The organism is Apolloniradiicaulis salifontis (assembly GCF_053756655.1).
The window spans coordinates 2,978,910-2,999,507 of the sequence record NZ_CM132387.1; the positions used below are offsets into that span (position 1 = coordinate 2,978,910).

Here is a 20,598-nt window from a genome sequence, read left to right on the forward strand (position 1 = left end):
CTAGAGGAAGGCCATGAGCACGTCACAGACCGAAGAGAATAGCTGGGCCGGATCGGTCCCGCCGTCCGAAGCCGATTTCCTCGCCCTGGCCGAAACCGCCTGGGCGGAGCTGCCCGAACCGTTTCGCAAAATGTGCGGAAACGTGGTGATCCAGATCAGCGATTTCGCGCCGCGCGAAGTGCTCGACCATTTTGAAATGGACAGCGAGTACGAGCTGACCGGCCTCTATCACGGCGTCGATCTCACCGGGAAATCCATCGCCGATCCCAGCCCGGAGCCGGACTATGTCTTCCTCTACCGCCTGCCCATCCTTCTGGAATGGTGCGAGCGCGGCGACGTCACCCTGGCCGAGCTGATCACCCACGTGCTCGTCCACGAGATCGGCCACCATTTCGGGCTGAGCGATGACGACATGCATGCAATCGAGGATGCTGCGGGTTAGCCCGGACGCTCCAGGCGCCTCACCCCAGCTTCTTCGCCACCCAGTCCGGCACCACTTCGCTGGCCGGGCCGTAAATCCGCTCGTCAAACAATTCGCTCACCTCGCCGGGCTCAAGGGTGAGCTCCACCGTCCAGGCGCCCACGGCCTTGGCCTCCTGCACAAAGCTGGCGGCGGGATAGACCGTGCCGGACGTGCCCACGGCGACGAACAGGTCCACATCCTCCAGCGCGCGGTAGATCTGATCGAGGCCCAGCGGCATTTCGCCGAACCACACCACGTGGGGGCGAAGCCCGGCCGCCTTGCCGCAGCCTGCGCAGCCGCGCCCCGGGGTGATGTCGCCGGTGTCGGTCTCAAGCGCGCCGCAGAGCTGGCAGCGGGTCTTTAGAAGCTCGCCATGCATGTGCAGCAGGCTCGCCGATCCGGCCTGCTCATGCAGATCGTCGATATTCTGGGTGACCAGTAAAAAATCGCCGCGCCCGGCCATCATCCAGGCCTGCTCGGCCTCGGCCAGCGCCAGATGGGCGGCGTTGGGCCGCGCGCCGACAAGGTTCTTGCGGCGGGCGTTGTAGAACGCCAGCACCGTCTCCGGATCCGCCTTGAAGGCTGCAGGGGTCGCGAGCGTCATGGGATCGAATTTCGCCCACAGCCCGCCTGTGTCGCGAAACGTCCCCAGCCCTGATTCAGCGCTGACGCCGGCGCCGGTGAGGATGAGGATGTTTTCCGGTCCGGTGCTCATGAGCCCCGCCCCTTAAGGGCCTATTCGGCCGGCTCATGACGCACGGTGATCCCGGAAAGATCGGGCCCGCCCTCGCCGGCGAAGCGCGCGGCGGAGACCGGCTCTGCAGGCTCGAACGCCACGATGATCGCGCCGCCCTGGCCCACGAAGCTGGTGAGGGCGCCGGCGAGCTCGGTCATCAGCGGAGCCGGGACCGCGTCACCGGCCATGGCCGCGCCCATGGCCACGAACATGCCCGCCTGCGAGCGCAGCTGCGCCGGCGTCGTGCCTTGCTGCTCGGCCATGGCGGTGAGCGCCCGGTCCAGCAGCGAACGATCCTCAAGCACCACGCGTCCTGAATGGATCATCAACGGCGCCAGCACCGAGGCGGGCGGGGTTTCGCCTTCCGCCGCGTCGTTCTCGGCCATCCAGGCGTTCATGGCCTCGGTATAGGCCTGCACGCCGGAGACATCCTGTTCGAAGCTCATCAGGAAACCGTCTTCCATGGCGAGATAGTTTTCGCCCGTGGTGGTGACCCGGTCGGCGTCCGGATCGTATTCGGTCTCGCTGGCGAAGGAGAACGCCAGGGTCTCATAGCCCAGCATGGAGAGGGCCTGGGCGACGCCCGCCCCCTGCTCGCTCCGGCTGTTCGCCTCCAGAGTGAGGCTCGGCATTGAGGCGGTGGAGACAAAGGTTCCGTTCCGGCGCTCGTCCACCTCGCCGACAAAGTCCGGCATCGCGATGCGCAGCCCGCCGGAGACCACGTTGAGGCCGTTCACGGCCACGCGGTCATACTGATCATAGCTCGACGTCGCCGCGCCCAGCATCGAATCCTGGCCCACATCGCCGGCCATGCCCGACCGCAGCAGCGCCGCATGGACCCCGGACGCCTCGATGGCGTCGAGCGTGACAGCCGTTTCGTTTCCCTCCGGTGCGGCGGCGTCATAGGCGAAATCCGCGAGGGAGAAGCTTTCAAGGACTTCGCCGTCAAAGCCGCCGGCCTCGATGCTCGCGATCGTAAGCTCGCTCGCGCCCTCGCTCTCCACGCTGGTGAGAACGCGCAGCGCCTCAAGGCGCATGGATGCAAAGGTCTGCTGCTCCAGCGCGATGTCGTCAAACCCGCCCTCGCCGTTGAACAGATTGGCCAGCGCCTGACCCACGCCCGGCCCGGCCTCGTTGATGGTGAAGCTGTCAAAGCCGGCCTCGCCGTCTTCATAGGCGATCGCGCCGCTGTTCATGGAGAGGCGTTCGAACACCGGGCCCTGATCGCTCATGCGCGGATCGGTGAGGGTGAGCCTCTGCGCGTTCAACACGCCTTCTTCGGTGGTGAGGGTGAAATCGGTGAAGATGTAGCTGTCGCCCTCCTGCACCCGGTCGCCCCAGCTCGCCCGGCCCGGTTCTGCGAGGCCCAGAGCAGCCAGCGCCTCGACACCGCTGTCCGCCGCGCCCTGGCTGGCCGACTGGCCGGACTGACCCTGGCCCGGCTCGCCATCACCGCCACAGGCGGCGAGCGTCAGGGCGGCGGCGAGCACGGCGAGGGAGGCGGAGGTGCGAAATTTCATGGGGCGGACCCTTTTTTTGGTTGGCGAGCGTGTCTTCACGGCGTCATGACCTTCGGGCGCACATGCCGCCCTTCATCAACGCAAAGACTACCCGGCTCCATCCGCTTTGACAGCCCGGCATCACCCCCGACGATTAAAAATTCACGCGCCGCCGCCGATCCGCCCCAGCAGATCGGCGATGGGGTCGGAGTCCGGCTCGGGCGCAGGATCGCTCTGCGGCGCGCTATCGGGCCCAGGGGAGGGCTCGGCCGCACCAGCCTGCGCCGCCGCCCGCCCGGCCAGCAGCGCGCCGATGGGGTCGTCTTCCGGCGATTGCGGCCTTGATCGGCCCACCAGCACCGCGTCCAGGCCGGCGGGAAACACTGGAGCGGCCTCTATGAAGCGGGCGAAGACGCGCGCCGGGCCGGCGCCGCCAACCGCGTTCTCGGTGGGCGAGAAATCGTCATTACCCATCCAGACGACTGCGGCCAGCCCGCCTTCCCAGCCGGCGAACCAGGCGTCGCGATTATCGTTGGTGGTGCCGGTCTTGCCGCGAACCTCGCGGCCCGCCACCGCCGCGGCGCGCGAGGTGCCGTAGTCCACCGAAGCGGCGAAGAGCTGATCAAGCTGGGCCAGGACCCGGTCGGCGATGAGTTTTTCAGACGCTCCGGCGGGGCGCTCATAGATGATTTCGCCGTCTGCAGTCTCGATTGTGAGGATGGCGTAGGGCGGCGCGGACCGGCCGCCATTCATGAAGGGCAGATACGCTCCGGCAAGCTCCAGCGGGGTGACCTCATAGGACCCCAGCGCCAGGGCGCGCGTGTTTTCAAGCGGGCTTTCAATCCCCAGCCGGCGCGCCGTGCGCAGCACCCAGCCGCGGCCCGCCGCTTCGGCGACCTGCACCGCGATCGCGTTGGAGGACCGGGCGAAGGCGCGCTCCAGCGTCATTTCGCCTTCATAGCGCCCGCCATAGTTCTCCGGCGACCAGTCGCCATAGCTCAATGGCTGGTCGATGAAGACATCATCCGGTCCGAGTCCGGCTTCAAAGCCGGCGGTGTAGACAAACGGCTTGAACGCCGATCCCGGCTGGCGGCGCGCGGACACCGCGCGGTTGAACGGCGAGCGGGCGTAGTCGCGGCCCCCCGCCATGGCGACGACGCCGCCCGACGCGTCCAGCGCCACAACCGCGCCCTCCTGGGCGCCCCGCGCCAGATCGGGCGTGGCGAGCCCGAGATTCAGGGCCGCTTCGGCGGCGCGCTGGGCGTTCACATCCAGCGAGGTGGTCACAACAAGATCGCCAGAGCGCAGGCCGGCCAGCTCGCGAACCTGGGGCAGCACCCAGTCGGCGAACCAACCCGCGCCGGGGCTGGAGGCGCCGCGCGAGACCCGGATCGGGGTTTCCGCCGCCGCGATGCGCTCGGCCTCCGTGATGGCGCCGGTGGCGTACATGAGATCGAGCACCACCGTCGCCCTGACGCTCGCGCGGCGCACGTCGGAAGTGGGCGCATAGCGCGACGGCGCCTTGAGAAGCCCCGCCAGCAGCGCCGCCTCGCCGATGGACAGCTCGTCCGCCGGCTTGCCGAAATAGCGCCGCGAGGCGGCTTCCGCCCCCCAGGCGCCCGCGCCGAAATAGACCCGGTTCAGATACAGGGCGAGGATTTCGTCCTTGGTGAATTCGCGCTCCAGCCACAGGGCGAGCAGCATTTCCTGCGCTTTGCGCTTATAGGTCCGGTCGGAGTTGAGAAAGAGGTTCTTGGCCAGCTGCTGGGTGATGGTGGAGCCGCCCTGCACCACGCGGCCCGCCCGGATATTGGCCAGCAGCGCCCGGCCGGAGCCCAGAACATCGACGCCGAAATGGGAATAGAAGCGCCGGTCCTCCACCGCGAGCACCGCTTCCACGAGGCCCGCGGGCAGGGCGTCGGCGGTGATCGCCTCGGCGCTCACCTCGCCGCGGCGGGCAATGGTGCGGCCATGGCGATCCAGCAGGACCACCTCGCCGGCCCGCGGCGCCGGCTCCAGCCCGTCAAGGTCAGGCAGCGTGCCGATCAGCCACAGCGTCGCCGCGCCGCCGCCCACCACAAGGATCGCCGCGCTCAGCACGGCCGCGCGCAGGAGGAGCGTCAGACCCGGACGCGGCCTGGACTTTCTGGAGAAGGAGCGGCGGCTGGTCGCCATGGGTCGCCTTCGCGGGCGGGCGTTTACGGGAGGACCTGTGATGACGCAATTACGGTTAAGTCCGTGTGAACGCCATTCGCGCCTTGCCCCGGCGAGGCCGGTGCGCGACCATTCCCATGAAGCGCCCGGGACACAGGGCGAGACGAGGGGACGCCATGCACATGACCGCCATCATCCGCAAATCCATACGCGCCGCCGTGTTCGGATCCGGGGCCGTTCTCGCCCTCGGCCTCCTGTCGGGCTGCGTGCTGGACCCAGGCGAAGACGCCATCTGCACCAGCCCCGGCCCGAACAGTCCCGGCTGGCCCTATTGCGCCCCGTCCGATCCTGGCGGCCCCGGGCCCGCCGATGATCCCATCGATCCGACAGGCCGCGGCATATCCCGCTGACAGGACCTGACCCCCTTAAGGATCGGCGATGACCATTGAGCTGATCATTCTGGCGATCCTGGTCACGCCGTTCCTTGCGACACTGGCGTTTGTCCGGGCGCCGTCCGATCCGCGCGCGATCGCGGCGGGGCGGCTTGGACTGGCGGCGGCCTTCGTGTTCTTCGCGGCCGGCCATTTCATGGCCACGCAGGCCATGGCGACGATGTTTCCGCCCTTCGTTCCGGAGCCGGAGCTGATTGTCTACGCCACGGGGATCGTCGAGGCGCTGATCGCCGTGGGCCTCGTCCTCCCGCAGACGCGCCGCCTCGCCGGAATGGCGGCGATCATCGTCTTCATCGCCTTCTTTCCCGCCAACATATACGCCGCCTTCATGCGCGCCGACGTGATCGGCCACGCCTGGGGCCCGGTCTATCTTCTGATCCGCGGCCCGTTCCAGCTCCTGCTTATCGTCTGGGCGTGGTGGTTCGTCGTGCGGCGCCCCGTGTAATCCGGCGGGCCTTCAAGCGTTGCAGGAAGATGACAGTGGCGCGGGGGCGGGCCTTAAAGGGTGCGATGGTGCTTGCTGGCCTTCGCTGGCCCTCGCTAAGCTTCACGCTGGATTTTCTGGAAGGATGGATGAGGCTGATGCGGCGCCGCGCGGGACAGGGATACGCCGCTGGATCGGCCGCCGGGTCAGCCGGCGACTACGCCGCCTCTCTGGGCCTTGGCTACTCCGCAGTGATTCAGCCGGTACAGGTCTGGCGCGCCGTTCCCATTCTGAGCGAAGCGCCCGGCGGTGCGGCGGCGCGCCTGACCCGCACAATGCTGTGGCGCCGACAGGCCCGGCGCCAGGCGCGCCTGGATGCGCGCAACGCGCCTACTCCAGACAGGCAAGCGCAAAGCCTGGATCAGCTTCTTGCCCGGCGTGACGCCGGGGTCGGCGCGGTGGCGATTAACGCCGATGCGGTCTACGCGGCCATCAAGAGCTACGGGGCGAGCTTTCGTCCCGATCCCATCGCCGTGGACGCACGCTGCGCCGACGCGGCGGCGCGGGCGATCCGCCATCTTGATCTCGCCGCCGCGCGGCTTCGCGACCTCAAGGGCCGGGACGCGTCTGGCCGGGACGGGTCACGCCTCGACCGCGCCCGCCGGGATATCGTGCGCGAGGCCGGAGCAAGCCTGGCCGCGCAGATGGAATCCCTCCTGGACGCCGTCGCCCGCGCGCGACGCCTTCACCAGTTCTATCGCGAGCAGATGCGCGAGGCGGTGGCCCATTGCGCCAGCGCCGGCGACACCGCCCGCACCATCCAGAAAACGCTCGACCACAGCGCCCGTGCGCGTCTGGACGCCTATCACGCCGCCTATCGGGCGGAACGCGCACGGCGCGGCGGGCGGGACGGCGAGGGTGTCGAGACCGGTGGTGAGGACGGCGAGACACTCAGCGCCGCCGTCTCTTTTGCGCCGGTGAAGCTTGTGGACCGCCTGCCCGCACCCGAACCCGCGGCCCGGCTTGTGCGCGAAGCCCTGGCGCAGATCGAACGCAATCTGGACGCCCTTGACGGGCTTCAGGCCTGGGCGCAGCGCCGCGCGGAAAAGCTGGCGGGCGCACCTCGGAAAACCGTCTCCGCCCTCGACGCGGACCGGATCATCGCCGCCTGGCGCATCGATTTCGCAGCCCCGCCGCCGCGGCGCGCGACACCGCTCACGGCGCTTCTGCGGCGCTGACCGCAGGGCGGTCGCGCCTTCGCTCTCGCTCCTGGACGAGCGGGCCTTGCTTGCATCGCCGGGCGCGCCTGTTTACACCGTCGCGTCCGCATGGGGAGGGATACGGTTCAAGTCCGGCCCGCCCGCCGCGACGAGAAAGGTCCGACCATGAAAGTCCAGTCCCAACGCCAGCTGCGCGCCGGCGAGCTTGTGCGCCGCGCGGTGTCCGACATCCTGCGCGAAGGTCATTTGCGCGATCCCGCCCTCGCCGGTGTTCCGGTGACGGTGAGCGAGGCGCGGCTGAGCCCCGACCTGAAATACGCCACGGTCTTCGTTTCGGGCATGAGCATGGTGGAGCCCGGCCGCATCGCCGAGGCTCTGAACCGGGCGTCCGGCTTCATCCAGAAGGAGCTCGTGCGCCATGTCGACATGAAATACACGCCCAAGCTTCGCTTTGAAGCCGATGACCGCTTCGACGAGGCGCTGCATGTGGACGAGGTGCTCGACCGGCCCGGCGTGAAGCGCGATCTCAAGGGCGGGTCGGACGGGGACGAGACCTGATGGGCCGCCGGCGCAAGAAGGGCGATCCGATCCATGGCTGGCTGGTGCTCGACAAGCCGCTGGAGATGACCTCGACCCAGGCGGTGGGAAAGACCCGCTGGCTGTTCAACGCCCAGAAGGCCGGCCACGCCGGCACGCTGGACCCGCTGGCCTCCGGCGTTCTGCCCATCGCGTTTGGCGAGGCGACCAAGACCGTGCCCTTCGCCCAGGAGGGCGAGAAGGCCTATTTGTTCACGATCCGCTGGGGCGTCTCCACCGCCACCCAGGACGCCGAAGGCGATACGATTGCTGAAAGCGATGCGCGCCCGGAGCGCCAGGCGATCCTGGACGCGCTGCCCGGCTTCATCGGCCTGGTCCAGCAGGCGCCGCCGAAATTCTCCGCCATCAAGATCGACGGCGAGCGCGCCTATGATCTGGCCCGCGCCGGCGAAGACGTGGAGCTTGAAAGCCGGCCGGTGCGCATCGACGCCGTGACTCTGGTGGACATGCCCAGCGCCGATCTCGCCGTCTTTGAAATGAAGTGCGGCAAGGGCGCCTATGTGCGCTCCCTGGCGCGCGATCTCGCCGCGGTTCTGGGCGTTGAAGGCCATGTGGCCGCGCTGCGCCGGACGCGGGTGGGACCGTTCACCCTGGATGACGCGCTGACGCTGGACGCGCTTGAGGATTTGGTCCATAAGGCGTGCGCGCTGGACGCCCTTCTCCCGGTCGAGACCGCGCTGGACGACATCCCGGCCCTGGCCGTGACCGACGGAGAAGCGTTTCAGTTGAGGCAAGGACGGCCGATCGTTCTGCCTCCCCGGCGAGCTTCTGAGCTTCGCGATCTTCGAAAGCCCCGCTCCATCGCGGGGAAGGACTATTCGAAGGCCGTGCTTGCTCTTGAGAACGACCGGGCGGTTGCGATCGGCGAAGCGCGGGCCGGCAAATTCAGTCCCGTCCGCGTATTTCAATGGGATCAGGAGCCCGAATAGACGATGTCGATCACGGCCGAACGCAAAGCCGAACTGATCAAGGAACACGCCCGGGGTGACAACGACACCGGGTCGGCCGAAGTGCAGATTGCGGTGCTCACCGAGCGCATCGCCAATCTCACCGAGCACTTCAAGACACACAAAAAAGACAACCACTCCCGCCGGGGCCTTCTCAAAATGGTGTCCCAGCGCCGTCGCCTCCTCGATTACCTCAAGAAGGTGAAAGAGGAACGCTACAAGGACGTGGTCCAGAAACTCGGCCTGCGCCGCTAGCGCGACCGAGGAAACGCCGGCCGCCACGGGGCGCGCCGGCGTTTTCATATCCGGCGATCCGCAATCCGGCGGCGCCGAACGAGACGTACGATCGAGAGACGAATGTTCGATATCCAAACCGAGACGATTGAATGGGCCGGCCGCACGCTGACCCTTGAGACCGGGCGCATGGCGCGCCAGGCCGGCGGCGCAGTGCTCGCCACTTATGGCGAAACCACCGTCCTCGCGACCGCGGTCGCGATGAAGGAGGTCAAGCCGGGAATGGACTTTTTCCCGCTGACCGTGAATTACCAGGAAAAATACTTCGCCGCGGGCAAGATTCCCGGCGGGTTTTTCAAGCGCGAAGGCCGCCCCACCGACAAGGAGACGCTGACCTCGCGCCTCATCGACCGGCCGATCCGCCCGCTTTTCCCCAAGGGCTTCAAGAACGACACCCAGGTCATGCTCACCGTGCTGAGCCACGACCTTGAAAACGATCCCGATATTGTTGCGATGGTCGGCGCGTCCGCCGCGCTGGTGCTGTCCGGCCTGCCCTTCCTCGGCCCCATCGGCGCTGCGCGCGTGGGCTACAAGGATGGCGAATACTCCATCAACCCGACCGTCCACGAGCTGGACGAGAGCGAGCTTGATCTGGTCGTCGCCGGCACCGCCGACGCGGTGATGATGGTGGAATCCGAAGCCAGCGAGCTGTCCGAAGACATCATGCTGGGCGCCGTCATGGCCGGCCATGAGGCGTTCCAGCCGGTGATCGACATGATCATCCGCCTGGCCGAAAAAGCGGCCAAGGAGCCGTGGGACTTCCAGCCGGAAGACAATTCGGCGCTGGCCAAGACGGTTCGCGACCTCGTCGGCGACGACATCGCCAAGGCCTACACGATCCGTGAGAAGACCGAACGCACCGCAGCGGTGAACGCCGCCAAGGACAAGGCGATCGCGAAACTCGGCGAGTCCGAGGACAATCCCGACGGTCACCCGGTCAGCAAGCTGAAGGACGTGCTCAAGGGCGTTGAATCCAGCGTCGTGCGCGGCGGCATCATCAAGACCGGCGAACGCATTGACGGCCGCAAGCTCGATCAGGTCCGTCCCATCGTGGCTGAAGCCGGCATTCTGCCGCGCACCCACGGCTCGGCCCTGTTCACCCGCGGCGAGACCCAGGCGCTGTGCGTCACCACGCTGGGCACCGGCGAGGACGAGCAGTTCATCGACGCGCTGACGGGGACGTACAAGGAGCGCTTCATGCTCCACTATAACTTCCCGCCGTATTCCGTGGGCGAAACCAGCTTCCGCCTGGCGCCGGGCCGCCGCGAGATCGGCCACGGCAAGCTCGCCTGGCGCGCCCTGCACGCGGTCATGCCGAGCGCGGAGGAATTCCCCTACACGATCCGCCTGGTCTCCGAGATCACCGAATCCAACGGCTCGTCCTCCATGGCGACCGTGTGCGGCGGTTCGCTGGCCATGATGGACGCCGGCGTGCCGATCGCGCGCCCGGTCTCCGGCATCGCCATGGGCCTGATCAAGGATCCTGAAGGCATCGCCGTGCTGTCCGACATTCTCGGCGACGAGGATCATCTGGGCGACATGGACTTCAAGGTGGCCGGCACGGAGCGGGGCATCACCTCGCTGCAGATGGACATCAAGATCGCCGGCATCACCCAGGACATCATGAAGACCGCCCTGGATCAGGCCAAAGGCGGCCGGATGCACATTCTCGAGGAGATGAACAAGGCGCTCGACACCACGCGCGGCGCCCTGGCGGCCCATGCGCCGAAGATCGAGACCATGCAGATCCCCACCGACAAGATCCGGGACGTGATCGGCACCGGCGGCAAGGTGATCCGCCAGATCGTCGAAGAGACCGGGTGCAAGGTGGACGTCAATGATGACGGGCTGATCAAGCTCGCCGCCGTAGATGAAGCCTCGATCCGCAAGGCCTATGACTGGATCCACTCCCTCACCGCCGAGGCCGAAGTGGGCAAGGTCTACAAGGGCAAGGTCGTGAAAGTCGTCGATTTCGGCGCCTTCGTGAACTTCTTCGGCGCCAAGGACGGCCTCGTCCACGTGTCGCAGATGAAGAACGAGCGCGTCGGCCATCCCAAGGACGTGGTGTCCGAGGGCCAGGAAGTCTGGGTGAAACTCCTGGGCTTTGACGACCGCGGCAAGGTGCGCCTGTCCATGAAGATCGTCGACCAGGAAACCGGCGAAGAAATCGCCGAGGGCGACGAAGACTAGGGTCTTCACCCCTCGCCTTCAACGGCGAAACAAGAGCCCCCGCCGGAGTGATCCGGCGGGGGTTTTTTGTTGCGTGCTAAGACGGCTTGAGTAGAATTCAATCATGGCTACTTTAGATTTAAGCTTCGTCGCGGAGCGCGGTTTGGTCCTGCACTTTGGAACCAAAGATGCATCAATCTCGACTAGCACTTTTGCGAACGCGCTTCTTGCGTTCGAGGCCGCAGCGCAGAGCGTCGCGACTGCTCACTCACTAGAATACGAATTCGAACTGGTGATTGAGGCGGTCGGCCCCGGTTCTTTCCGCGCATGGATTAGGGAGAAGGGCAAAACGGCTCTTTTCGCGAGTGTGGGCCCGCTTGCGATTAGCCTGTTGGCCGCCCAAATCCACGACCGGTATTTCGACGCCGAGAATGTCACTTTGACTGATGGTTTCGCCGTTATTGAAAACGGCGATGACCGTGTCGTCCTGCCTAGGGATGTCTACGATCGATACAATGAGACAACCGAAACCGAAGCAACTGACGAAGCGATCACAAAGTTTGTCGGCACTATTCAGGAGGATGAGCAGGTCCAATCATTTGGCATAAGCGACGACATAAAAAACCCGCCGCCGATTGAAATTCCTAGGTCTGAATTTGGCCGGCTAGCCTCGCCTCCACGCCGCATTCTTGAGGACACACCAAAGACCAGAACGGTCGTCAAAAAGCATGAAGTCGTAGGAGTGGTTAAGGCGGTATTCGAGCGCGTGAGCTTGACCCCGTTTTCGGGCCACGGGGAGTTGGAAGATCCCCGTGTCATGGCGCCAGGGCGGGCTGCGTGAGCCCTGACGCTTTTCGTGCCTCCGCAGGCGTTCGGTAGCCGATGGCGCTGTGCGGACGCTCGGTGTTGTAGTCTCTACGCCATCGCTCGCATTTTCCGCGGGCGTCGGCAAGATTCATGAACCAGTGGGCATTAAGGCATTCCGCGCGAAACTTGCCGTTCAGGCTCTCGATGAACGCGTTATCCGTAGGCTTGCCGGGCCGGGAGAAGTCGAGCTCCACCCCATTCGCATAAGCCCATAGATCCAGATCGCGCGAGATGAACTCGGGACCCTGATCGACGCGGATGGACTTGGGATGCCCGTGGCTGGCGCAGATGCGCTCGAGCACGCCGACGACGTCCGCGCCGGTGAACCGCTCGCGAGGTTCGATCGCCGGGACATACCGGGTATACGCATCGATCACGGTGAGGATCCGCAGCCGGCGGCCGTCGTAGAGTTGGTCATGAACGAAGTCCATCGCCCAGACCTCGTTGGCCGTCACCGGATCCGATCGCCCCTCTCGGAGCTTCGCCTTCACCTTCCGCTTCGGCGTCTTATTCCTCAGCTGCAGTCCCATCTCGCGATAAAGGCGATAGACCCGCTTGGCGTTCACCGCCCAGCCTTCCCGCTGAAGCAGGACGTGGATACGCCGGTAGCCGTAGCGAACCCGGGTCTCAGCGATCTCCCGGATGCGCTGGCGAAGCTCTTCCTGGGAGCCGCGCTGGGACTTGTACTGGTAGGTCGAACGATCGGCCCTGAGAACCTGGCAGGCGCGTCGAACGCTGACCCGCCAGGCCGCACGCAGATGATCCACCAGCTCTCGCCGGCGCGCGGGCCTCAGAGCTTTCGGCGCAGAACATCCTGAAGCATCTCCTTGTCCAGCGAGAGATCCGCCACGATCCGCTTCAGGCGACCGTTCTCTTCCTCAAGCTGCTTCAAGCGCTTCATCTCCGACGGCATCAGACCGCCATACTTCTTTTTCCAGTTGTAGAAAGTGGCTTGGCTGATCCCCGCTTTGCGGCAGACCTCTTCCACACGCGTGCCTTCTTCGGCTTGGCGCAGAATGAACGCGATCTGCGCCTCAGTGAATTTTGACCGTTTCATCGGCCTTCTCCTCGTACCAGCAGCCCAAGCCGCTAAACGAGAATTTTCCACTTTTCCGTGGCCGAGAAAACGGGAAGCAGGTCACCCGGCATGCTGATCCGCGCGCGAATTCGACCGTTTCAAGCGCGGGATAGAGAGTATGAACAGTAGCCAACTTAAGCGAGAGGCTCTCCCGCGTCCGGTCACGCACCAGCGCGTCCAGTCCCTCGGGCTCGACGCCTTCGATCCGATAGAGCCGATAGAGCCGATAGCGCAGATCGAACGAGTCCGGCTCCCGGTCGCGTATCGAAAGCAGGCAGCGCAGCGCCGCCGGATCGGCGGCGTCCTCGCGCTCCATCAGCTCGCCGAACGCGTACCGGTCCTGACACCGCGCCCCGTCCTCGGCGTAGGGCGAGCTGCGCTCACGAGGGGGGGTCAGTTCGAAGCCGCCATCGGACGGCCCGCACGATGCAAGTGCGAAAGCGCTCAACGCCAGACGCACGGACTTGAAGCTCTGCACGCGGGACATGAACTCCCCCAAGGGTGATCGCCTGTGAGGAGTTTCACTCAACCGACGGGTTGAGGCAAGTAGGAGCGGCGAAACCTTGACGGTCGGCATGGCAACCGCGTGTGAGCGCGCATCCGAAGCGCTGATCGTCCCGCCGGATCGCGCTGCTGAGCCCGGTCACAGGGCCGAAGCCGCCGGTTAGTCGCCGCGTCCGTCCGGCCAACCGCCATCGAGCTGCTCGACGGTGTATAGCGGGCCGTGATCGGCGACGCGTGCCTGCAGACGCTGGGCGAGCGCCGGCGCAAACACACCGTCGCGGGCGAGATCGGTGAACACCGTGGCGGCCTCGGCCTGCTCGTCCTGCCACAGATCGGCGTGATTATAGATGAACCAGACGCCCCAGAGGGCCGGCGCCGACAGCTGGCCCCGACGCGCCAGCTCCAACGCGCCCACGCTTTCAGCGTAGGCCAGGTTCTGGGCCCGCAACTGCACGACCTCGGCGAACGGAGAGAGACCGCAGCCGTTTTCGCCGCCCGTGGCCACGCCCGCAGACGCAAGGCCGGTCAACCGCTCGTCCAGCTGCGCGCGCCAAAACAGCTCCCGGTCCACCGCGCTGTCCAGCTCACCCGCGCCGGGGGTGGGCGCGTAGGGCTCGCTCAGCGTCAGGGGCCCGTCCTGCCCGATCGCCCGAGCGGCCGCGTTGGTCCGATCGGGGAACGCGGCGGCGCAGCTGGTCCGGGCGCGGCCGGCGACTGCCGCGAGGGCGCGGGTCTCGGCGCGCACCACGGCGGCCGCACGCTCGTCCAGCGCATCATAGCGGCATGCGCGCTCCAGCGCCGGAGCGCATCGCCCGTCCGCGCAGGAGGCCTGATGCTCGAGGCAGGTCTGGACCGAACTCCATACCGGGGTTCCGGCGGCGGACTGTCCCAATGCCAGGGCCGTGAGGGCGGCGGCGAACGCTATCATGTCGATGCACTCCTATGGCTGGATGTCGTCAAACCAGGTTTCGTAGATCGCGTCCGCCAGCCCGTTCGACAAAGCGTGGTCGACCAGCCGGTCAAGCCAGGCCCACTGGCCGTCGCGATTGCATTCGAGGAACACCCACTCCTCATCGGGGGTGACGATGAAATCGAAGCTTCCGTAGAACAGCTCGAACTGCTCCAGGAACGCCTGAACTGCGTCCAATACGCCTGCAGGCGCTGCGCACGGGGCCCATTCCAGAACCGATGCGCCATGTCGCCAGTCGGTGCTGGTGAAGCGGGCCTTCTGAGAATTCACGCTGAAGGGATGGGCTCCGCCGCGATAGGCGAAGAGCCGCACCTCATAGGCTTTGGGTATGTTCTGCTGGAAGAAGTGCGGCGCCCGGATGAAGGCGGTCGCATCCGCTCCGGCGACATCCTCGGCGGTGACCTCCATGGTCATGAGCATGTCGGTGCGCGCAGAAGGATCGTCCGCGCGAGCGAACCTTCCCCCCGACAGTGATTTCAAAACCGCCCTGGGGTGCGTCCCGAGAAACGCCTCGATCGCGGTCTTGTCGTTGGACACCAGACTCGGCGGCGTGTTCAGGCCGAGCTCCTGCGCGACCATTTGCTGAACCGGCTTGAGCATGGCGTTGCGCTGCACCGGATGGTTCAAGAACGCCACATGGGGCAGAGTCGCCAGAAGCTGATAGGCGCCCCGCCACTCGACTTCCTGAAGCTGATGGCGCCGGCGGGTCTCCTCCGGAGTCTCCCCGGCGGCGGCGTCGTCGAAATAATACGCCGTGTTCGAGAAGAACTTCGAACGGTCCCAGACCAGAAGCTGCGAACCCAGCCTAGCGCCGCCGATGCAAATCGCCGGTTCGCCGGGCGCGCTGAAATCGAGTGCGAACGGCGCCGGCGCGTAATAGTCGAGAACATGGGCGTTCACGCCAAGCCATGACAATCGGTCCAGCACGGCGCCGATCTGGGGATCGCGACCCTGCCCGAGCACCAGCAGATCGCGGCCAGACTCGCCCGGCCGGCCCCGGCTCGCGGCGGCGCGGGACCTCACCACTGTCTGGTCGTCAGCCACCGTCACAATCCATCATAGGCTCGCCGTCTCCGCCTGGCGTGACCACCATGCAGTTGCACATCGTGCTTTCGCAGTCGGGCAGCTCGCCGAACGTGGCGCTCTGACCGTCCCCGCCGGTCACGGCGTCGATCTCCGCCTCCAACAGTTCGCAGGTCCGCGTACGGTCCAAATCGTGTTGGGTGAGCATGAATAAGTTCATTTTCTCCTCCAGGGAGAAGTTAAGCGCAGCGTTATCGTAGCGCAGGTAGTAATCATGTGCGGGAATTGCGCATGGCGCACCCGTGATATCCAGGCCCGGCGGAAACGCCCGCCGGGCCTGGCACTGAGCCGTCAGGCCCCATCGGGCTGTCTCAGCCGGCGTCGCAGTCGGTCGAGATGTCGCCGCCATCGCCATTTGGGGTAACCCTCATCGTCTCACACGTCGTTTGATCGCAGCCTCCCGGATCGTCGCCGATGGTGGCGAAACTGCCATCGCCGCCGAAGATCGCGTCCAGCTCCGCCGGGGCCAAATCACGGATCGCCTCACGCGAGCGATCATGATGGTTCAGCATGAAAAGTGTCATCTTGTCCTCCAAGGTAGCGCCATTAGAGGTAGTAGATTAAGGTTATATAATCGCGCGCAGCTATACAATATCAATTCATAGGTGTGGCCCGAAATTTTTCTTTCGCTTTAATCCTTAACCGGAATCTGCGTCCCCAAGGCACAAAAAATCCCCCGAGGGCGGCCCCGGGGGATCGTGTCGAGACAAGGCGGGGCCGGGAGGCAGCCCCTAGTCCTCAATATCCGGCACCGCCACGGCGTGGAAACCGGCGTCCACGTGGAGGACTTCGCCGGTGCAGGACTTGCCGAGATCGGACAGGAGATAGAGGGCGGCGCCCGCGACGCCTTCCATCGTGGTGTCCTCTTTCAGCATCGACCACTCCTTGCCGGTCTTCATCAGGGTGCGGCCGCCGGAAATGCCGGCCATCGCCAGCGTGCGCATGGGCCCGGCCGAGATCGCATTCACCCGGATGCCCAGCGGACCCAGATCGCGGGCGATATAGCGCGTGCACGCCTCCAGCGCCGCCTTGGCCACGCCCATCACGTTGTAATTGGGCACCACGCGCTCGGACCCCAGATAGGTCATGGAGATCATCGTGCCGCCGCCGTCTTCCTTGGAGGGCATCAGATCGCTGGCCCGGCGCGCCGCATCCACGAAGCTGAACGCCGAGATGTCCATGGCGCGCTTGAAGCCGTCACGCGTCGTGTTGTGGGTGAAGCTGCCCTGCAGCTCGTCCTTGCCGGCGAAGGCGATGGCGTGGACCAGGAAATCCAGCCCGCCCCATTTGTCCTTCAGGGCTTGAAAGCAGGCATCCATGCTCGCGTCGTCGCCCACATCGGCGGTGACCATGAAGGGCTCCTCGCCCAGGCTCTCCACCAGCGGACGCACGCGTTTTTCCAGCGCTTCATCCTGATAGGAAAAGGCCAACTCGGCGCCTTGCGCATGCAGCTGCTGGGCGATGCCCCAGGCGATGGAGTTCTTGTTCGCCACGCCCATGACAAGCCCCCGCTTGCCTTTCATCAGATCGCCCTTGGGGAACGGGGTGTCGGACATGAAGCGCCTCCCTTTAAGTCTCAATTGCGCCGCAGAGCGCGGCTATGTCTTTGACCTCGCAATAGCCCAGCACGGCGCCTGCGTCGAGCGCTCTGAAATCGGGGGCGCAATGCGTCGCTTGGTCACTATTGCGATGAAGCCGGTCGTGCCAAACTCGCGTTTAGTTTTGGGGAAGGCGCGCGGGGTGATGCTCGGCGCACATCATGAGACGCTAAGAGGCCCATATGAAAGCAGCACCGCTCCCGCGGTCCGTCGCGATCTCGAAGAGCTGGAAGACCCTTGACTGGGCCAGCGTCTTCGCCGCCATCATCTACCCCGCCCTGGGCGTGTGCGGCCTCGTCGCCGCCTTCACGCTGGGCCTTGCTCTGGAAAGCCTCGCTCTTGCCTGGTGGTATGCGCCGCTGGCGCTCGCCGTAGCTGCGATCACCCTGGTGATCTGCAATATGGGCATCGGCGTCCTGCACCGGGTCTGGCAGCACAAGGCCGGCGAGCTGCACTGGCCGGCCCAGATGATCACCGCCTTCAACTGCGTCATCGCCATGCAGGGCAAGATGAAGGACTGGGTGAATTATCACTCCCAACACCATCGCCTGACCGACCGCGCCGGCGATCCGCACAATCCCCATGAGGGCAAGCTCTGGGCCTGGATGGGCTGGCTTTTGTGGCGCGACGCCAACGATATGGAGCGTCCGCTGGCCCTGTGGCTGCGCGACAACCCGTCCGTGCGCATCATGGACAAGCACTATTCGCTGTTCACGATCCTGGTGCACCTGATCGCGCCGGCGCTGATCTACCTCGCCGTCTGGGCGCTGGGCGGATCGCTTCTGCTCACCTTCATCCTGCACGCAGCCGCCGTGACGGCGCGCGGCGTGCAGTTCCACGCCACCATTCTGGGCGTGAACGTGTTCGGGCACCTGAAGACACCGGCCTGGGCGGACTGGATTCTGGCGCTGCTCACCGGCGGCGAGGCGTTTCACGATCACCACCATGACGAGCCGTCCAGCGCGCTCCACCTGCCCCGGCGGGGTCTTTTGAACCGGCTGGTGGATTATAACGGCACCGCCCTTCTGGTGTTTGAAAAGCTGCACTGGGCGCGCGATCTGAAGATCGCGCCGCAATTCGCCGCCGCGAAGGCCGTTGCATCGCCGGCCGAATAGGCGATTTAAACCGCGCATTCACCAGCGCAGTTAAACGGGCGTTATCTCCTGGGGCGGCAGGCTTGGATCAGCCGCGCCCCGAGGACGATTCATGACACGCCGCACGATCTCCATCCTGTTCGTCTGCACGGGAAATATCTGCCGCTCCCCGCTGGCCGAGGCGGTGGCGCGCAAGCTCGCCGGGGATCGCGGCAAGGCGCTTGAGTTCGACAGCGCCGGCACCGGCGACTGGCACGCCGGCCAGACCGCAGATCCGCGCGCGATCGCCACCGGAAAGGCGCGAGGCTATGATCTGTCAGGGATCGTGGCGCGCGCGGTGGAGGACGAGGACTTCACACGCTTTCAGTATCTGGTGGCGCTGGATCAAAGCCATCTTAAATGGTTGTTGGCGCGCCGGGCGGCTCTGCGCCTGCCGGAAAAACCCATGTCGCGGCTCATGGACTGGTCGGTGGGACTGGCCGGCCGGGACGTGCCCGACCCCTATTACGGCGAGGCTGCAGACTTCGAGCGCGCGCTGGATCTCATCGAAAAAGGCTGCGAAGGCCTGGTGGCTCGAGTCTGAACAGACCCGCTACCCGGCCCGTGCTGATCTAGTCCGGCGTGCCCAGGACCAGCGTGCCGTTGGTGCCGCCAAACCCGAAGCTGTTGGACAGAACCGTATTCAGCTCCGCATCGCGCGTCTGCGTCACCACAGGAAGCTCGCCCACTTCGGGATCAATTGTGTCGATATTGAGCGAGGGCGCGATGAAGCCGCCGCGCATCATCAAAAGCGAATAGATCGCCTCCTGAACGCCGGCGGCGCCCAGCGAATGGCCGGTCATGGATTTGGTGGCCGACAGGGGCGGCACTTTGGATTGGCCGAACACGTCGCGCATGGCCTGGGCCTCGCGGATGTCGCCCACGGGCGTGGAGGTGGCGTGCGGGTTCACATAATCGATCCGGCGGCCCTTCAGCGGCTCCAGCGCCTGCTCCATGCACCGCCTGGCGCCTTCACCATTGGGCGCGACCATGTCGTGGCCGTCGCTGGTGGCGCCATAGCCGAGCACCTCGGCCCAGATCGTGGCGCCGCGCGCCTTGGCGCGCTCATACTCTTCAAGCACCAGGATGCCGGCGCCGCCGGCGATGACGAAGCCGTCGCGATTCTTGTCGAAGGCGCGCGAGGCTTTTTCCGGGGTGTCGTTAAAATTGGAGCTCATGGCGCCCATGGCGTCGAACAGGTTGGACAGCGCCCAGTGCAGCTCTTCGCCGCCGCCGGCGAACATCACGTCCTGCTTGCCCCAGGCGATCTGTTCGGCGGCGGCGCCGATGCAATGCACCGAGGTCGCGCAGGCCGAACTGATGGAATAGTTCACGCCCTTGATCTTGAACGGGGTGGCCAGCGTCGCCGAGCCTGTGGACGCCATGGCCTTGGGCACGGCGAACGGCCCGATACGCTTGGGTCCCTTTTCGCGCGTGATGTCGGCGGCCTTCACGATCGCCTCGACGCTGGGACCGCCGGTGCCGACGATCAGGCCGGTGCGCGGGTTGGAGATGTCGCTCTCCTCAAGCCCGGCGTCGGCAATGGCCTGCTGCATGGACATGTAGGCCCAGCCTGCGCCCTCACCCATGAAGCGGTAAGCGCGCTTGTCCACGTGTTCCGCCGGATCGGCCTTGGGTCGTGCGTGGACCTGGCACTTGAAGCCAAGCTCGGCGTATTCCGGTGCGGAGGTGACACCGCTGCGGCCGGCCTTCAGGCTGGCGGCCACCTCGTCGGCGTTATCGCCGATGGCCGAGACAATCCCGATTCCGGTAACGACAACCCGTCTCATTCAGGCCTCGCTCTTCTTCAGCTCTTCAGGCTGAAACAAACCGACGCGCATGTCCTTGGCGGTGTAGATGCGCTGACCGTCCGCCTCCACATGGCCGTCGGCGATACCGAGCACCAGCTTGCGGCGAATCACCCGCTTGATGTCGATGATGTAGCGCACGTTTTTCACGGTGGGCGGGATCTGGCCGGTGAATTTCACCTCGCCCACGCCAAGAGCGCGGCCCTTGCCCGGCGAACCGGTCCAGCCGAGATAGAACCCCACCAGCTGCCACATGGCGTCCAGGCCCAGGCAGCCCGGCATCACCGGATCGCCTTCAAAGTGGCAGGCGAAGAACCACAGATCCGGGTTCACATCGAGCTCGGCCACCATGCAGCCCTTGCCATACTCGCCGCCATCCTCGTCGATCCGCGTGATGCGGTCGAACATCAGCATCGGCGGCAGCGGAAGCTGGGCGTTGCCCGGCCCGAAAAGCTCGCCTTTGCCGCAGGCGATCAGGGCGTCGTAATCATAGCTGTTTTGTCGCTCGGTCATGGAGTTCGTCGAACCGTTGCGGACCCGCCGACGGTTCGGCCTTTTCGCACAATAAGATCGATAACGACGCCGGAGCGGCGCGGTTTCCT

The 20,598-nt window shown here is 65.7% G+C and carries 23 protein-coding genes; 11 read left to right on the forward strand and 12 right to left on the reverse strand.

Going from position 1 to position 20,598, the window contains the following annotated elements:
• Positions 1-13 precede the first annotated feature (13 nt).
• A complete protein-coding gene (locus ACWCOP_RS14115) occupies positions 14-442 on the forward strand; it encodes a metallopeptidase family protein (RefSeq protein WP_478248928.1) in 429 nt (142 codons plus the stop codon).
• Positions 443-461: 19 nt separating this feature from the next.
• Here ACWCOP_RS14115 and ACWCOP_RS14120 read toward each other — a convergent pair whose 3' ends face one another.
• The 3 genes from ACWCOP_RS14120 to ACWCOP_RS14130 form a co-directional block, all read right to left on the reverse strand.
• Entirely contained in the window at positions 462-1,178 is a 717-nt protein-coding gene (locus ACWCOP_RS14120) for an NAD-dependent deacylase (RefSeq protein WP_478248929.1), read from the reverse strand.
• 20 nt (positions 1,179-1,198) lie between these two features.
• The gene (locus tag ACWCOP_RS14125; RefSeq protein WP_478248930.1) at positions 1,199-2,719 is read right to left on the reverse strand and encodes a hypothetical protein; all 1,521 of its coding nucleotides are present in this window, start codon (positions 2,717-2,719) and stop codon (positions 1,199-1,201) included.
• Positions 2,720-2,860: 141 nt separating this feature from the next.
• On the reverse strand, positions 2,861-4,873 hold the full coding sequence (locus tag ACWCOP_RS14130) for a transglycosylase domain-containing protein (RefSeq protein ID WP_478248931.1): 2,013 nt from the start codon (positions 4,871-4,873) through the stop codon (positions 2,861-2,863).
• A 161-nt stretch (positions 4,874-5,034) separates the two neighbouring features.
• Between ACWCOP_RS14130 and ACWCOP_RS14135 the strand changes: the two genes are divergently transcribed.
• The 8 genes from ACWCOP_RS14135 (at position 5,035) to ACWCOP_RS14170 (ending at position 11,796) form a co-directional block, all read left to right on the forward strand.
• Entirely contained in the window at positions 5,035-5,262 is a 228-nt protein-coding gene (locus ACWCOP_RS14135; protein WP_478248932.1) for a hypothetical protein, read from the forward strand.
• Between the two features lie 28 nt (positions 5,263-5,290).
• A complete protein-coding gene (locus ACWCOP_RS14140) occupies positions 5,291-5,749 on the forward strand; it encodes a DoxX family protein (RefSeq protein WP_478248933.1) in 459 nt (152 codons plus the stop codon).
• Between the two features lie 137 nt (positions 5,750-5,886).
• The gene (locus ACWCOP_RS14145) at positions 5,887-6,966 is read left to right on the forward strand and encodes a hypothetical protein (RefSeq protein WP_478248934.1); all 1,080 of its coding nucleotides are present in this window, start codon (positions 5,887-5,889) and stop codon (positions 6,964-6,966) included.
• A gap of 147 nt (positions 6,967-7,113) precedes the next feature.
• Positions 7,114-7,506, forward strand: coding sequence for a 30S ribosome-binding factor RbfA (rbfA, locus tag ACWCOP_RS14150; protein WP_478248935.1), 393 nt, complete (start codon positions 7,114-7,116; stop codon positions 7,504-7,506).
• Positions 7,506-8,474, forward strand: coding sequence for a tRNA pseudouridine(55) synthase TruB (truB, locus tag ACWCOP_RS14155; RefSeq protein WP_478248936.1), 969 nt, complete (start codon positions 7,506-7,508; stop codon positions 8,472-8,474). Before rbfA ends, truB begins: the two co-directional genes overlap by 1 nt.
• A gap of 3 nt (positions 8,475-8,477) precedes the next feature.
• A complete protein-coding gene (gene rpsO, locus ACWCOP_RS14160) occupies positions 8,478-8,747 on the forward strand; it encodes a 30S ribosomal protein S15 (RefSeq protein ID WP_478248937.1) in 270 nt (89 codons plus the stop codon).
• Positions 8,748-8,849: 102 nt separating this feature from the next.
• Positions 8,850-10,976: a polyribonucleotide nucleotidyltransferase gene (pnp, locus tag ACWCOP_RS14165; protein WP_478248938.1), complete on the forward strand. Its 2,127-nt coding sequence runs from the start codon at positions 8,850-8,852 to the stop codon at positions 10,974-10,976.
• Positions 10,977-11,079: 103 nt separating this feature from the next.
• Positions 11,080-11,796, forward strand: a complete 717-nt coding sequence (locus ACWCOP_RS14170) for a hypothetical protein (protein WP_478248939.1) — start codon at positions 11,080-11,082, stop codon at positions 11,794-11,796.
• Here the strand turns inward: ACWCOP_RS14170 and ACWCOP_RS14175 are convergent.
• The 7 genes from ACWCOP_RS14175 to ACWCOP_RS14205 form a co-directional block, all read right to left on the reverse strand.
• Positions 11,771-12,879 (reverse strand): IS3 family transposase gene (locus ACWCOP_RS14175; protein WP_478247734.1). Its coding sequence is split into 2 segments (ribosomal slippage): positions 11,771-12,615 and positions 12,615-12,879, totalling 1,110 coding nucleotides; the frame shifts between segments, so codons are not numbered across the junction. The genes ACWCOP_RS14170 and ACWCOP_RS14175 overlap by 26 nt on opposite strands.
• Complete coding sequence (locus ACWCOP_RS14180; RefSeq protein WP_478248940.1) at positions 12,857-13,387, reverse strand: hypothetical protein; 531 nt, start codon at positions 13,385-13,387, stop codon at positions 12,857-12,859. Before ACWCOP_RS14180 ends, ACWCOP_RS14175 begins: the two co-directional genes overlap by 23 nt.
• Positions 13,388-13,564: 177 nt before the next feature.
• The gene (locus tag ACWCOP_RS14185; RefSeq protein ID WP_478248941.1) at positions 13,565-14,332 is read right to left on the reverse strand and encodes a hypothetical protein; all 768 of its coding nucleotides are present in this window, start codon (positions 14,330-14,332) and stop codon (positions 13,565-13,567) included.
• A 12-nt stretch (positions 14,333-14,344) separates the two neighbouring features.
• The gene (locus ACWCOP_RS14190; protein WP_478248942.1) at positions 14,345-15,418 is read right to left on the reverse strand and encodes an MvdC/MvdD family ATP grasp protein; all 1,074 of its coding nucleotides are present in this window, start codon (positions 15,416-15,418) and stop codon (positions 14,345-14,347) included.
• Positions 15,411-15,617, reverse strand: a complete 207-nt coding sequence (locus ACWCOP_RS14195) for a hypothetical protein (protein WP_478248943.1) — start codon at positions 15,615-15,617, stop codon at positions 15,411-15,413. Before ACWCOP_RS14195 ends, ACWCOP_RS14190 begins: the two co-directional genes overlap by 8 nt.
• Before the next feature lie 151 nt (positions 15,618-15,768).
• A complete protein-coding gene (locus tag ACWCOP_RS14200) occupies positions 15,769-15,981 on the reverse strand; it encodes a hypothetical protein (RefSeq protein WP_478248944.1) in 213 nt (70 codons plus the stop codon).
• A 207-nt stretch (positions 15,982-16,188) separates the two neighbouring features.
• Positions 16,189-17,013: an enoyl-ACP reductase FabI gene (locus tag ACWCOP_RS14205; RefSeq protein WP_478248945.1), complete on the reverse strand. Its 825-nt coding sequence runs from the start codon at positions 17,011-17,013 to the stop codon at positions 16,189-16,191.
• A 224-nt stretch (positions 17,014-17,237) separates the two neighbouring features.
• Here ACWCOP_RS14205 and ACWCOP_RS14210 point away from each other — a divergent pair, with 224 nt between their 5' ends.
• Positions 17,238-18,170, forward strand: coding sequence for an acyl-CoA desaturase (locus ACWCOP_RS14210; RefSeq protein WP_478248946.1), 933 nt, complete (start codon positions 17,238-17,240; stop codon positions 18,168-18,170).
• 91 nt (positions 18,171-18,261) lie between these two features.
• A complete protein-coding gene (locus ACWCOP_RS14215; RefSeq protein ID WP_478248947.1) occupies positions 18,262-18,732 on the forward strand; it encodes a low molecular weight protein-tyrosine-phosphatase in 471 nt (156 codons plus the stop codon).
• A 28-nt stretch (positions 18,733-18,760) separates the two neighbouring features.
• Here ACWCOP_RS14215 and fabB read toward each other — a convergent pair whose 3' ends face one another.
• A complete protein-coding gene (gene fabB, locus ACWCOP_RS14220) occupies positions 18,761-19,978 on the reverse strand; it encodes a beta-ketoacyl-ACP synthase I (protein ID WP_478248948.1) in 1,218 nt (405 codons plus the stop codon).
• Positions 19,979-20,509 (reverse strand): 3-hydroxyacyl-[acyl-carrier-protein] dehydratase FabA, encoded by a 531-nt coding sequence (gene fabA, locus ACWCOP_RS14225; protein ID WP_478248949.1) that lies wholly within the window; start codon positions 20,507-20,509, stop codon positions 19,979-19,981.
• Positions 20,510-20,598 lie beyond the last annotated feature (89 nt).

Bases quoted from the DNA above. Each gene is read 5' to 3' on its own strand.
- ACWCOP_RS14210 (WP_478248946.1), top strand. From the start codon at position 17,238: ATGAAAGCAGCACCGCTCCCGCGGTCCGTCGCGATCTCGAAGAGCTGG.
- ACWCOP_RS14130 (WP_478248931.1), bottom strand. From the start codon at position 4,873: ATGGCGACCAGCCGCCGCTCCTTCTCCAGAAAGTCCAGGCCGCGTCCG.
- ACWCOP_RS14180 (WP_478248940.1), bottom strand. From the start codon at position 13,387: ATGTCCCGCGTGCAGAGCTTCAAGTCCGTGCGTCTGGCGTTGAGCGCT.
- ACWCOP_RS14205 (WP_478248945.1), bottom strand. From the start codon at position 17,013: ATGTCCGACACCCCGTTCCCCAAGGGCGATCTGATGAAAGGCAAGCGG.
- ACWCOP_RS14125 (WP_478248930.1), bottom strand. From the start codon at position 2,719: ATGAAATTTCGCACCTCCGCCTCCCTCGCCGTGCTCGCCGCCGCCCTG.
- ACWCOP_RS14200 (WP_478248944.1), bottom strand. From the start codon at position 15,981: ATGACACTTTTCATGCTGAACCATCATGATCGCTCGCGTGAGGCGATC.
- ACWCOP_RS14120 (WP_478248929.1), bottom strand. From the start codon at position 1,178: ATGAGCACCGGACCGGAAAACATCCTCATCCTCACCGGCGCCGGCGTC.
- fabB (WP_478248948.1), bottom strand. From the start codon at position 19,978: ATGAGACGGGTTGTCGTTACCGGAATCGGGATTGTCTCGGCCATCGGC.
- ACWCOP_RS14215 (WP_478248947.1), top strand. From the start codon at position 18,262: ATGACACGCCGCACGATCTCCATCCTGTTCGTCTGCACGGGAAATATC.
- pnp (WP_478248938.1), top strand. From the start codon at position 8,850: ATGTTCGATATCCAAACCGAGACGATTGAATGGGCCGGCCGCACGCTG.
- ACWCOP_RS14115 (WP_478248928.1), top strand. From the start codon at position 14: ATGAGCACGTCACAGACCGAAGAGAATAGCTGGGCCGGATCGGTCCCG.
- truB (WP_478248936.1), top strand. From the start codon at position 7,506: ATGGGCCGCCGGCGCAAGAAGGGCGATCCGATCCATGGCTGGCTGGTG.
- ACWCOP_RS14140 (WP_478248933.1), top strand. From the start codon at position 5,291: ATGACCATTGAGCTGATCATTCTGGCGATCCTGGTCACGCCGTTCCTT.
- rbfA (WP_478248935.1), top strand. From the start codon at position 7,114: ATGAAAGTCCAGTCCCAACGCCAGCTGCGCGCCGGCGAGCTTGTGCGC.
- ACWCOP_RS14145 (WP_478248934.1), top strand. From the start codon at position 5,887: ATGCGGCGCCGCGCGGGACAGGGATACGCCGCTGGATCGGCCGCCGGG.
- ACWCOP_RS14135 (WP_478248932.1), top strand. From the start codon at position 5,035: ATGACCGCCATCATCCGCAAATCCATACGCGCCGCCGTGTTCGGATCC.
- ACWCOP_RS14185 (WP_478248941.1), bottom strand. From the start codon at position 14,332: ATGATAGCGTTCGCCGCCGCCCTCACGGCCCTGGCATTGGGACAGTCC.
- ACWCOP_RS14195 (WP_478248943.1), bottom strand. From the start codon at position 15,617: ATGAACTTATTCATGCTCACCCAACACGATTTGGACCGTACGCGGACC.
- ACWCOP_RS14170 (WP_478248939.1), top strand. From the start codon at position 11,080: ATGGCTACTTTAGATTTAAGCTTCGTCGCGGAGCGCGGTTTGGTCCTG.
- rpsO (WP_478248937.1), top strand. From the start codon at position 8,478: ATGTCGATCACGGCCGAACGCAAAGCCGAACTGATCAAGGAACACGCC.
- fabA (WP_478248949.1), bottom strand. From the start codon at position 20,509: ATGACCGAGCGACAAAACAGCTATGATTACGACGCCCTGATCGCCTGC.